Source organism: Cytobacillus praedii (genome assembly GCF_001439605.1).
GTDB classification, from domain to species: domain Bacteria; phylum Bacillota; class Bacilli; order Bacillales; family Cytobacillaceae; genus Cytobacillus; species Cytobacillus praedii.
In genome coordinates this window covers 1-12,241 of the sequence record NZ_LMBX01000046.1, presented here as the reverse complement: position 1 = coordinate 12,241, position 12,241 = coordinate 1, and the positions used below count along the sequence as shown (strand labels likewise).

Below are 12,241 nucleotides of genomic sequence, written 5' to 3'. Positions count from 1 at the left end.
GAATCGCATTCGCTCTCCGTGTTTCCTTTATCTCAGTCCGGAGCCCTCCAGTCCATTCGTCGCTGAACAGTCGCCTTCGCTTTTCTAATTTAAACAACAAAAAAAGCAGTAGGAATCACCCCACTGCTTATTTTGTCTCACGATGTGTAGTAGAACGCTTATCTCTTGGGCAGTATTTTTTAAGCTCAAGACGATCTGGATTGTTTCGTTTATTTTTTTTAGAAATATAGTTACGATCTCCACATTCTGTGCAAGCTAACGTAATATTCACACGCATGTAATTTCCCTCCAAACTATTGATGACTAGTTCGTTCATACGACTTTTCTATAATATCACTTTTTATAATGAAATGCTAGTGTGTTTTTTAAAAGTGAGTTTTTTAATTATTTTTCGACTCAAATTTCTACTAAATTTATCATTTCAATAAGATCAAATTTGCTGTTAATTTTTAATGGATTCCATATAATAGCCCTTTTGAGCGACTGCTTTAATTGTGAAATATCCTTTTACACGCTTGCGTACCCTGTATAGCAGTGAAGCAACTTCTTCTGCAGTCACAAGCTTATCAGGTTCTCCAACTCTCTCAGGCCATACATTTTCTACTATCTCTTCCTTCAAAATTAGATTATCCATATTCTCATACAATAATTTTAAGCAAGTAAATTCCTTTGCCGATAACTTAATCGGTTCTTCACCAATGATTAATGTTTGAAGGTATTCATTGATGGCAATGGTTGGTGGTATGTCTACATTCATCGAGGTAAATTCCCTTGTAAGATCATTGTCAATACATATATATAACTCAATCAGCCCGTGAATCAAAGTGATTCTATCACCAGGCGCAATCTCACTGGGCTCATTTGGCACAAGTTCTATTTCATTTACTGCAGTGCCATGTTTGCTCCCTAAATCCTCTATATGGAGCTTGCCCCCATTCATGTAAATTCGACAATGCTCCCTTGATACGAAATCATTGTAAAGCTTGAAATCAACTGTAGAATGCTGGCTAGCTCGGCCAATCAATAGGCTTTTTCCCTCAGAGACATAAGCAACATCCTCAGCTTGCCCTTTATGCATTGATTTCAACACAATCTGAAAAGTTTTGGTGCCCATTCTCTTCTAATCTCCCTTAAAAGTCAAAATATTGCGAGTCTTTTTATGTACTTATCATTTCCTTTACATGGTTGAACCAAGGACTCAATTTTATAATTATATAGGATTAAACACTTAAATTTAAAGAATAAAACAACATAATAAACTAATTTGTGAGAGAGGGAGCAGCAATGAAGAAAGGACTATTCATTTTATTCATGATTTTAGTAGTGCTGGGAGGCATTCTGCTATGGCATGTTTTTCAAGCTGAGCAAACAACACCGGAACAAGTATTTAATGACTATATAAAACAATTTTCAGAACAAAATTTCGATGATATGCTGCAATATGCATCAAAAGAAGAATTAGAAAACTATAATTACACAAGAAATAGCCTTGCAAAGAAATATCAGGCGATCTTTTCTGGTATAGAGGCATCTTCTATGAGTGTAATAACTAAGGAATTCCATTACGACGAGGATAGCAGTTCATATAAAGGACGATTTACAGTAAAGATTAAAACCTTCCTAGGTGATATCGAGTCATCATACGATGCAAAATTTTTAAAAGAAAATACAGGAAATAAGCGAAAGGAATGGAGGGTGAAATGGAATCCATCGATGATCTTACCCGGAATGGAAAAAGGAGATAAAATAAATGTTCGTACATTTCTGCCTAAGAGGGGCGAAATCCTTGATAGATACGGATTTCCGCTTGCAATAGATAAGGAAGTTTACGAAATGGGCATTATTCCAGGGAAGCTAGGGAGATCCAAAGAGGAAAGCATCAAAAAGCTAAGTGATTATTTTAATATACCGCAAGAAACCTTTCATAAAGCACTAAATCAAAAATGGGTAACAGATAATGTCTTTGTCCCAATTGCACTTATGCCTGTAGATTTTCATACAGAAAGTGTGGCTGGGGATCATTTGCCAGGCGTCTCCTTCCAATCTAGAAAAATCAGATATTATCCAGAAAAGGAAAGCAGTGCACATCTAATTGGCTATGTAAAGGAAGTGACTCCTGAGGATTTGGAAAAAGACTCAGAATATACAATTGGTGATTACATTGGGAAGACAGGATTAGAAGAAGTGTATGAGAAGCAGTTAAGAGGAAAAAAAGGCGGCATCATACAAATACAAAATGAGATAGGCAAGCAGAAAACTATTATCAAAAAAGTGGATGCCATCGATGGGGAAAACATTAAGCTTACTATTGACTCAACTTTGCAAAGTGAAATGTATGAGGCGATGAAACTGGATGCAGGTGCCGTAACAGCAATGAATCCTGTAACTGGAGAAATGCTCGCATTGGTCAGCTCTCCTTCCTTCGACCCGAATTTAATGGTAAGCGGAATGACAACAGATCAATGGAAAGAATATAGCGAGGATCCCGAACTTCCTTTCTTAAATCGTTTCTCAAGCTTATATGCTCCTGGTTCAACCTTTAAGGCTATCACTGCAGCCATCGGTCTGACCGCAGGAACAACTTACCCAGAGAAAAGGCGGGAAATTTCCGGCTTGCGCTGGAAAAAGGACAATAGCTGGGGAGGGTACTATGTAACACGTGTAAAAGATGTCTCTTCAGTTAATATGGTAGAGGCAATAGCTTATTCGGACAATATTTATTTTGCACAGGAAGCCCTCGAAATGGGGGCTGACGTATTTGAAAAACATGCACTTGCCTTTGGTTTTAAAGATGGATTTAGCCTGCCAATTTATTTAAAGAAAAGCCAGTTGTCCAATAATGGGATTCGGAATGAAATATTACTGGCTGATTCTTCCTATGGTCAAGGAGAGGTTTTAATGTCTCCAGTTCATTTAGGAATTGCCTTTACTCCATTTATCAATGATGGATCTATGACTATGCCTGTATTGATTGATGATAAAAAAGCGCCTGAGCACAAAACAGTCATCACAAGTGACGTGGCTAATCGTGTAAAAGAGGCATTAATTCAAGTAGTAGAGCTTGAAGGAGGTACCGCTCATAATCTGAAGACGAACAAGAAGATTCTTGGAGCAAAGACAGGAACTGCCGAGCTTAAAAGCAAAAAAGATGAAGATGGATTGGAGAATGGCTTTGCTGTTGTTTTCGATACAAATTCTCCCTCTGTATTAATTTCTGCCCTTGTAGAGGATGTAAAAGATCGTGGAGAGAGTCATTATGTAACAGCAAAAATAAAGCCGATTTTAGATAGCTACCTTTCCCGGAAGGAGTCATATTAATTGAACATTAACAAGAAAGATAAAAGTGACGGCACCAAAAAATTATTAGTTATTGTCATTTCTGCTATGCTGATTTTTCTACTTGGTATACTAACCGTTTGTTATTTCTTTATTTATCCTTCTGCAGAGAATCATATAAATGAAAAGGAAGAGAAAAAAAATATAAAGGAAGAATCCATCCCTATGGTGGATGGATATGGAGGAAGCTACCTTCACTTCGTCGGACAAAAGGTTCGGCAAAGAGATTGGGGAACATTAACATTGCAGCAATTATTACCAATAAACAAGACTTTCACATTATCCTCTATGGTCATTCAGTTAAAAGCGTTAAAAATAATAAAGCTAACTCAAATGAAAGAAGAAGTAAAAGAGGAATTAAAGGAATTTACTGGTTTGAGCTTTGCTGAAACGTATGCATTATATTATAAAGATAATGTAAGCATAGAAGAAATATTCGAGAAAGAAGCATCAACAAAAAGGGATATAAGAAAAGAAATTACCTATTTTGAAATCACTTATACTGTAGAAAATACTTCTTCAAATGAGCTTCAATTTTTCAGTATGGAAAACGTATCTTTTAATAACACTCTACACTACAATGTGGCTGAAAAGAATTTCATTTATTCGGGAGATACAATAATGGGGACGAAAAGTGTAAGCAGAATAGACCATAAAGCAAATGAAAAAAGAGAAGGAACGATAGGATTATTAATTGATTCTGATAAAACCATCAAAGAGGTGAACTCCTTTTCATTTACGACCTCTGATATTCTTGATGGAGATACTCACGAATTACTGACAAAAGCTAAGACGTTTACCTTTTCTTTTAATTAATAGAAAAAGCCTTGCTGAGTGAAACCTGCAAGGCTTTATTATTCCCCATACAGCAGTAAATTAATTTATAATTTTACCTGTTAGCAGTGAACTGTTTAAATTTATTAATTCAGCATCATTTTTCCCATTAATGACCCATGTTTCTCCAGCAAATGTTCCTTTACCCAAAAAATGATAGTCATATATTAACAAACTAACCACATTTCCTTTGGCCATTGGCCGATACTGAATCTTACCAGATTCTAGGCAATCCCAGATTCTGTTCTTATAAATATTCCAAAGAGGCTGGATCGTACACATTTTTCTTACTTCTCCTTTGCCCATACAGCCATTAACTAAATGGACCTGATCAGCACCCATATGAAAAACAGCATCTTCTGATGGCGAAATAAATGATACATGTTCGTTATCCCAATATTGGGATCGGTGTTGGAAAAGAACCTTAACAGATTCAGGTTGATCGTAATGATTGGAAAGCTCAAAACTAAATAATTGAGTATGATTTTGACCATATTCTTGTTTCAAATGCAATGATATCCCTTCTTCTAACGAAAGTTCTTTTTTCCCTTGTTTCATCCAGTATGTTTTTCCACTCACCCAAATTCCAGGGATCACAAGAAGCCCATTTATTAATGCCTGCTGTTTATCCCTGGATACATTCGATTGAATACAAGTTTCTGTTTTCATTGTTCCTTCACCTCCGCAAGTTCTAATAATCTCAATAGTAAGACTTTAATGTTTCCTTATAAACCCTGATTGTTTCTTCAGCAATTTTCTGCCAGCTGAATTTTTTTTCGACCATAACTTTCCCATTCATACCTATTCGCTCAGCCTCTAATTCATTTTCTAGAAGATTAGAAGCCAATTCGATTAAACTTGACGCATCTCCAGGTATCATCAATAGTCCTGTAAATCCATGCTCGACAATTGACTGTAAACCTCCTGTCCGGGAAACGATGACTGGCTTCCCATGCTGCATCGCTTCTAAAGCAACAATACCAAACGGCTCATATCTGCTTGGAAACACAGCTAACGTACAAATTTTATAAAGGGCAATCTTTATCTCTTCTGAAATAAATCCGACAAAAAAAACATTTTTCAAATTAAGCTGTTTGACTCTTCTTCGATAATCTGCAAGCATCGGTCCTTTTCCGGCAATAATTATATACACGTCAGGAAATTGATCTTTCATTAAAAAAGCTGCTTCTATAAGCGTGTCAAACCCCTTTTCCTTGACGATGCGACCAATAGAAAAGATTAGCCGTTTATCAGTCTGCATTGGCAAGGACGCTAAAACATTCTTTTTTAATTTAATACGATCATTCTCCACACCATTAGGGATTATAGCTATCCTTTTCTCACTTATTTCAAATAACTGAACAAGCTCCTCATTCATATAGTCACTGCAAACAATTATATGATCAGAAGTCAATACTAACTTCTGTTCCTTTTCATGAATGAAGCTTTGCAGTTCTGTATAGATCCCATGATTTCTTCCATGCTCTGTCGCATGTATGGTAGTGATAAGAGGAAGATTAAGACTAGACTTAATAAAGTTTGCACTTTCACCAACTAGCCAATCATGGGCATGTATAATCGAAAAGGAATGTTTTCTGGCTAAGTGTAATGCCTTCTCTGCAATTGCTGCATTTAAACCAGCAACCCATTTGAAGAAATCACTATTGTTATCGCAGTAAGAACTCACACGATAAATATGGACTCCCTCTGCAAACTCCTCACTTTTTAAATAACCAGGATTGGCCGTTATCACATAAACCTTATACCCTAATCTTTGAAGCCCAATTGAAAGGCCATGAGCATGCTTTGCTAGACCGCCAATAAGATGTGGAGGGTATTCCCATGCCAGTAGAAGAATCGTTAAAATATCAGCTTTAGATATTGCTTTACAATGATTCCCATTCAGTAAATACTTTTGAAATAGCTCTTCAAGGTCCTTGCTTTTCTCATTAATTAATATTTTTCCATCCGCTTTTTCATAATAACTATATGTACTAACATGTTCTGACCATGGCAATGAATAAGAGGTCAACTCATTTTGCTTTGAATAGACCCTTCGTATTCTACTTTTCTTCCTGCCTCTATCCATCATCCACCCCACTACATTGAACACGAAAGTCAAATAACTAAATTATGATAAAAAGATGCATAATATTCCTATTTCTCTATCTTTATGTTAGCATCGAAACACATGTCTCACAATGAACAGAAATTGTCGTTTCATGCTGTACCCTTATTTCATTAGAAAAATAGAGAAAAAAAAATTTATCACTCAGTTAGAATGATATAAATCGATAAAATTCAACTTATTTTCATTAAATAAAACGACAAAACGATTGACCATTTGCTTTGATAAAATGAATCCCATCGAATATTGTCGATAATCATGGTAAAATATCTTCATGACATACAGTAAGTATTTATGTTCATTATGAATTGTACAAAATCGAGGTGTTTTTTTTGGAATATGTAATGGTTGGTCTGCTTGCCTTCGCATTGATTCTGTTGATTATTTCCGCTTTTTTAAAAGACCCATATAAAATCATACGGGAGGAAATCGATCAGCTTTCCATGCAGCAAATTCAAGAAATGTATGTGATAAAAAAGAAACTAAAAGTGTTGGAAGAAGAATTGCTTGTAGGTGATGAAGCATTTCACCCCTCTTCATCGATTCGACAATCATTTCCTTCAGAAAAAAAAGAGATACACGAGATTATTAAAAATCAAGTCTGGTCTTTAGCTCAGCAAGGTTTAACTGTTGATCAAATTTCTCGGCAATCATCCTTATCGCCAAATGAGGTGGAAACGATTTTAAGTGAGATGATTGAAAGAGGGCAACGATATGAATAGAAGAAATACACGAGCTTTTGCCTTTGGGGTATTGCTTTCTGTTTGTATTATTGGAATTTTTTATTTTAGTATTGATGATAAGAAAGCACCAGAAATGAATATAGATCGTGCAAAAACCTTTATAGAGGAAAAAGGGTATGTTGTTTTAACAAAAGACAACTACAAACAAATGGAAAAAACCCTTTCTAATCGGACAAGTAAAGAAAAAAAAGAGCAAACTCCTAATCCGCCTAAATCTAAAGAATCGGTCACTGCTTATCAGCTAGAAATTGTGAGTGGAATGGTTTCACGTGATATTGCCGATATCCTTGCAAAAGAAAAAATTATCGATGATGCCAATAGATTTGAACTCTACTTAGAAGAGAACGGATACAGCAAAAAAATCCAGCTAGGATCATTTGAATTAACTTCAAAAATGAGCTACAAAGACATGGCAAAAATCATTACAAAAAGCTAAGGGGTTCCCTTAGCTTTTTGTATGTTAACTATTGTTTAAATCATATTGGCGGCCTTTAACAAGATAGAAAATATGTTCAGAAATGTTTGTTACATGGTCTGCTGCCCTTTCCAGGAAACGGCAAATAAAGGAGAGCTGAGTAATTTGCGGTAAAAACTCCGGATTTTGCAGATTGATTTGTAATAGGTCCCTGATTGTTTGACCATATAAATCATCTACTTCATCATCCATTTGAGCAACCTTCTTTGCCTTAACAATATCTTCATCGTCAAAGGCCTCTAATGATAATTTCAGCATTTCTAAAGTAAGCATATGCATTTGCTTAATATGAACGATCGGTTTCACTAGCGGTTCTGCACCGATTCGAATCGTTGATTTTGCAATATTTACAGCATAATCGGCAATCCTTTCAATATCAGTCGCAATTTTGATTGCCACAATAATGCGCCTTAAATCAATTGCAACTGGCGCCTGCTTTGCAATCAGCAGAATTGCAAAATCATTGATCTCCTCATACATCAGATCAGCCTGTGCATCATCATCCATAATTTCAAGAGCCAATTCAATATTTTTTGTCTCTAGTGCATCAATTGATCTTGTTAATGCATCTTGAGCAAAGCTGCCAATCTCCAGTAATTTTCCTTGTAATTCCTTTAAGTCATAATCAAACTTTCCTCTTACAGACATGCCACAATTTCTCCTTTCATCTTTAAAGCAACTAGCAGATTATTTACATTTTGTTCATTAGCCAAATCTGCCCGTAATATAATCTTCAGTCCGTTTATCAGCGGGATTGGAGAAAATTTTGTCTGTGTTCGTAAACTCAATGACCTCCCCATTTAAGAAAAACGCAGTTTTATCAGAAATACGTGCAGCCTGCTGCATATTATGTGTGACAATGATAATACTAAATTCCTTCTTTAACTTTTGCACAAGTTCTTCAACTTTTAATGTTGAAATCGGATCAAGTGCAGATGTTGGCTCATCCATTAAAATAACATCAGGCTCAATAGCAAGACAGCGGGCGATACAAAGACGCTGCTGCTGTCCTCCAGACAGCCCAAATGCATTTTCATGTAAGCGATCCTTCACTTCATCCCAAATGGCTGCACCCTTTAAGCTTTCCTCTACGATTTGGTTAAGCACCTTCTTATCCTTGATTCCATGAATCTTTGGACCGTATGCTACATTTTCATAGATCGATTTAGGAAAGGGGTTTGGCTTTTGAAAGACCATTCCAACTCTTGTACGAAGCTCTTCCACTTCATATGATTTATCAAAAATATTTCGACCGCGATATTCAATTTTTCCTGATGTTTTTACACTTGGCACCAATTCAATCATTCGGTTTAATGTTTTGATGTACGTAGATTTTCCGCACCCTGATGGACCAATGATTGCTGTTACCTCATTTTCATAAATATCTAGGTCAATATTTTTAAGTGCATGGTTTTCCCCATACCATAAGTTTAATTCACTGGTTTTATATACGATCTCTTTATTTGGCAGTGCGTCCATGTCTTTCTCATTCATTACAAGTCTTACTCTCGGTTTTTCCATCGTTGCGTTCATCTCGTCAGTCTCCCTTCATCCTATTTAGCTTCGCTTAATAGCGTTTTTGAAATTTATTTCGAATGAAAACGGCAATAGAATTCATAATAATCAGCATGGTTAGCAATACGATTATTCCTGCTGCAGCTACGCCTTGGAATTCCTCTTGTGGACGACCTGTCCAGTTATAAATTTGCATCGGCAGCACCGTAAACATATCGAATACGGATTTTGGCAAAAAGGCAAGAAACAATGGCAGACCAAGTACAACTAATGGAGCCGTTTCACCAATTGCCCTTGATAGAGCAAGAATTCCGCCTGTCAGAATCCCCGGAATTGCGGCTGGAAGCACTACATGGAGAATCGTTTGCCACTTTGTTGCCCCCATCCCATAAGAAGCTTCTCTTAATTCCTTTGGAACTGCCTTTATCGCTTCTTGGGATGCAACAATAATAATTGGAAGGACAAGCAAGCTCATTGTTAATCCAGCTGCTAAAACGCTTGTTCCAAGAGCCAAGGCACGTACGAATACAGTTAACCCTAATAATCCAAAAACAATGGAAGGCACCCCTGCAAGATTCGAAATATTTACCTGAATAAACCTTGTAAAACGACTTTTCTTAGCATACTCTTCAAGATAAATTGCAGTACCGACACCCAGCAGTAAAGTGACAGGTGCCACTACCCCCATTAACCAAATTGTCCCGATAAAAGCAGTTTTAACACCCGCCTGCTCCGGTTTCCGTGACGGAATATTTTGCAAAAACTGTAAATCAAGATAGCCAATTCCTTGAGTAATTACCCGATATAATAAAATGCCTAGGACTAACAAGCCAAATATTGTCGCAGCCATAAATAACAGCCGAAAGAAAACATTTGAAATAATTCTTGGCTTCATATGCTTTAGAACTTTTGTATGATTAATTAATTTCATTTAATACTCCTCCCTGAAACGTCGAGAGATGAACTGAGCAAGTAAATTCATTCCCAATGTGAACAAGAATAACGTAAACCCGACAGCGTATATGCTGTAATAGATTGTCGTTCCATATCCCGCATCCCCTTGGCTTACTTGAACAATATAAGCCGTCATCGTCTGGATGGAGCTAGTGACATCCCAGCTTAAATTTGGCGTGGATCCGCCGGCAACCGCAACAATCATTGTTTCTCCGATCGCTCTTGATATGGCTAAAACGATAGAAGCAATGATTCCTGAAATAGCTGCTGGAAGAACAACCTTTATCGCTACTTCAAATTTAGTGGAGCCAAGGGCAAGAGCACCTTCGCGCATCGAATTGGGAACACTTGACATGGCATCCTCAGATAGTGAAGCAATCATTGGTGTAATCATAATTCCAATGACAATTCCTGGGCTTAGCGCATTAAATATTTCAAGGGAAGGAATCATTTCTCTTAATAGTGGTGTAACAAAAGTTAAAGCAAAGAATCCATAAACAATTGTCGGAATGCCTGCTAATACTTCCAGTATCGGTTTAATAATTCTGCGTGTTCGATCAGATGCGTACTCACTCAAAAATATGGCAGATGCTAAGCCAATCGGTACCGCAACAAATGCAGCAATAATTGAAACCTTCAATGTTCCTGCAACAAGTGGAAGAATCCCAAATGAACCTTGTGTCTCTGAGAAAGGATACCACTTCTGTGCAGTCAAAAACTCTTGAATGGGAACTTTCGTAAAGAAGGTAATAGTTTCAGCAAATAATGTAAGAACAATCCCAAGCGTTGTCAGCACTGATACAATGGCTGTAACCAATAATAAAAATGGGATGATTCTTTCTACCTGAAGATTCGAGCTTTTCTTTTCCTTCTTTTTCTGAATGAGTTCTTGAACAGAAAAAGAATTGGTCGTTTTTTGTAAAGCCAAAATGAAAACCCCTTTCATCCGTGTAACGAAGGAAGATGAGAAGCATCGTATTTACGCACTTCCCATCTTCAAGTAAAGTTTATTTCATGTACCTCTTACTTTAACCCCTCTAATGCTTTAAGTGCCGCTTCATATTCTTCATCCTTTAATTTTACGTAGCCAACATCTTCAGAAAGAACGGCAGCATTTTCAAGTGTATATTTTACAAACTCGTATACTTCTTCATTTTTTAATGATTCATTCTTTACATATGTGAATAGCGGGCGTGATAATGGCGCGTACTCTCCACTTTCAACGGTTTCATTTGTTGGTTCAACTGGCCCATTTCCTCCATCAACTGGAACAACCTTTAATTTATCTTTATTCTCAGCGTAATACGCATAGCCAAAATAGCCGATTGCATTTTTATCACCTGTAACACCTTGTACTAATACATTGTCATCCTCAGAAAGTGTTGCACTCTCGACAATTGGTGCATCTTCTAATATAACTTCATTGAAATAATCATATGTTCCAGAATCTGTCCCAGGAGAATAGAACTTGATTTCTTCTTCTGGCCAGCCTTCACGAATATCTGACCATTTTCTTGCTTTTCCATCCTCAACCCACATTTTCTTCAATTCTTCTACCGTTAAGTGGTCAACCCATGTATTATCTTTATGAACAACAACCGATAGACCGTCATTCGCTAATTTAAATTCTGTATAATCAATTCCTGCTTCCTCTAATTGCGCCTTCTCTTCATCTTTAATTGGACGGGAAGCATTACTCATATCTGTACTTCCTGCAATAAAGGCTTTGAAACCGCCGCCTGTACCTGATGATGCAACAGAAACCTTCACTCCAGGCTGCTCCATACCAAACTCTTCAACGACTGCCTCCATAATTGGATAAACGGTTGAGGATCCATCAAGATTTATTTCACCTTGAAGCTGTTTATTCTCTTCTCCCGCTTTCTGCTCTGTACTATTTCCTTCTGCTTGAGATCCATTTGCTGTCGCTTCATTATCTGTTTTTCCACAAGCCGCAGTGAACGCAAGCGCTGCTCCAATCATTGTTGAAAGTGCTAAGTACTTAAAGCTTTTCATTTCTTTATTCCCCCTAAGAGATTGGTTGTTTTGTCCTACACGTATAGAATAAGGCTCAAGCATTAACCTAGTTTTAATTGAATGTAAAGGTTTTGTAAATTACTGCAAAACGAAGTATAAAATTGTTATCTGCGAAGAAAATAACAGGTTATCGACATAAAAAAAGAGGCTGGGACATAACTAGCTTCAAATAGTGAGAAAGGTGAATTTGAGAGACCTCAAATTCACCTTTCTCTATTT

At 36.9% G+C, this 12,241-nt stretch carries 13 protein-coding genes; 4 read left to right on the top strand and 9 right to left on the bottom strand.

Annotated features, from left to right (window positions below; translation table 11 throughout):
• Nucleotides 1-127 precede the first annotated feature (127 nt).
• Together rpmG and ASU02_RS25090 are read right to left on the bottom strand one after the other, a co-directional pair.
• Entirely contained in the window at nucleotides 128-277 is a 150-nt protein-coding gene (gene rpmG / locus ASU02_RS25095) for a 50S ribosomal protein L33 (RefSeq protein WP_009332954.1), read from the bottom strand.
• 165 nt (nucleotides 278-442) lie between these two features.
• The gene (locus ASU02_RS25090) at nucleotides 443-1,114 is read right to left on the bottom strand and encodes an FHA domain-containing protein (protein WP_057768323.1); all 672 of its coding nucleotides are present in this window, start codon (nucleotides 1,112-1,114) and stop codon (nucleotides 443-445) included.
• Between the two features lie 170 nt (nucleotides 1,115-1,284).
• Between ASU02_RS25090 and pbp4 the strand changes: the two genes are divergently transcribed.
• Entirely contained in the window at nucleotides 1,285-3,318 is a 2,034-nt protein-coding gene (pbp4, locus tag ASU02_RS25085; RefSeq protein ID WP_057768320.1) for a penicillin-binding protein PBP4(5), read from the top strand.
• The gene (locus ASU02_RS25080) at nucleotides 3,319-4,152 is read left to right on the top strand and encodes a hypothetical protein (protein WP_057768317.1); all 834 of its coding nucleotides are present in this window, start codon (nucleotides 3,319-3,321) and stop codon (nucleotides 4,150-4,152) included. It begins immediately after the preceding gene.
• Nucleotides 4,153-4,212: 60 nt separating this feature from the next.
• Here the strand turns inward: ASU02_RS25080 and ASU02_RS25075 are convergent, their stop codons facing one another.
• The gene (locus tag ASU02_RS25075; RefSeq protein WP_057768315.1) at nucleotides 4,213-4,839 is read right to left on the bottom strand and encodes a hypothetical protein; all 627 of its coding nucleotides are present in this window, start codon (nucleotides 4,837-4,839) and stop codon (nucleotides 4,213-4,215) included.
• 31 nt (nucleotides 4,840-4,870) lie between these two features.
• Nucleotides 4,871-6,259 (bottom strand): glycosyltransferase family 4 protein, encoded by a 1,389-nt coding sequence (locus tag ASU02_RS25070; RefSeq protein WP_082631931.1) that lies wholly within the window; start codon nucleotides 6,257-6,259, stop codon nucleotides 4,871-4,873.
• Nucleotides 6,260-6,630: 371 nt separating this feature from the next.
• On the opposite strand from ASU02_RS25070, the gene ASU02_RS25065 reads away from it, so the two are divergent.
• Nucleotides 6,631-7,020 carry a hypothetical protein gene (locus tag ASU02_RS25065; protein ID WP_057768312.1) on the top strand — a complete coding sequence of 130 codons (390 nt, stop codon included), beginning with the start codon at nucleotides 6,631-6,633 and terminating at the stop codon, nucleotides 7,018-7,020.
• Nucleotides 7,013-7,477 carry an endolytic transglycosylase MltG gene (locus ASU02_RS25060; protein ID WP_057768309.1) on the top strand — a complete coding sequence of 155 codons (465 nt, stop codon included), beginning with the start codon at nucleotides 7,013-7,015 and terminating at the stop codon, nucleotides 7,475-7,477. The genes ASU02_RS25065 and ASU02_RS25060 overlap by 8 nt, the downstream gene beginning before the upstream one ends.
• Nucleotides 7,478-7,501: 24 nt before the next feature.
• Here the strand turns inward: ASU02_RS25060 and phoU are convergent, their stop codons facing one another.
• The 5 genes from phoU to ASU02_RS25035 all read right to left on the bottom strand — a co-directional run bounded on the left by phoU (nucleotide 7,502) and on the right by ASU02_RS25035 (nucleotide 12,001).
• Nucleotides 7,502-8,164 carry a phosphate signaling complex protein PhoU gene (gene phoU / locus ASU02_RS25055; RefSeq protein WP_057768306.1) on the bottom strand — a complete coding sequence of 221 codons (663 nt, stop codon included), beginning with the start codon at nucleotides 8,162-8,164 and terminating at the stop codon, nucleotides 7,502-7,504.
• A 57-nt stretch (nucleotides 8,165-8,221) separates the two neighbouring features.
• A complete protein-coding gene (gene pstB / locus ASU02_RS25050; RefSeq protein ID WP_095396765.1) occupies nucleotides 8,222-9,010 on the bottom strand; it encodes a phosphate ABC transporter ATP-binding protein PstB in 789 nt (262 codons plus the stop codon).
• A gap of 73 nt (nucleotides 9,011-9,083) precedes the next feature.
• Entirely contained in the window at nucleotides 9,084-9,962 is an 879-nt protein-coding gene (gene pstA, locus ASU02_RS25045) for a phosphate ABC transporter permease PstA (protein ID WP_057768300.1), read from the bottom strand.
• Nucleotides 9,963-10,913 carry a phosphate ABC transporter permease subunit PstC gene (pstC, locus tag ASU02_RS25040; RefSeq protein WP_408607313.1) on the bottom strand — a complete coding sequence of 317 codons (951 nt, stop codon included), beginning with the start codon at nucleotides 10,911-10,913 and terminating at the stop codon, nucleotides 9,963-9,965.
• A 95-nt stretch (nucleotides 10,914-11,008) separates the two neighbouring features.
• The gene (locus ASU02_RS25035) at nucleotides 11,009-12,001 is read right to left on the bottom strand and encodes a PstS family phosphate ABC transporter substrate-binding protein (protein ID WP_057768294.1); all 993 of its coding nucleotides are present in this window, start codon (nucleotides 11,999-12,001) and stop codon (nucleotides 11,009-11,011) included.
• Between the last annotated feature and the right edge of the window lie 240 nt (nucleotides 12,002-12,241).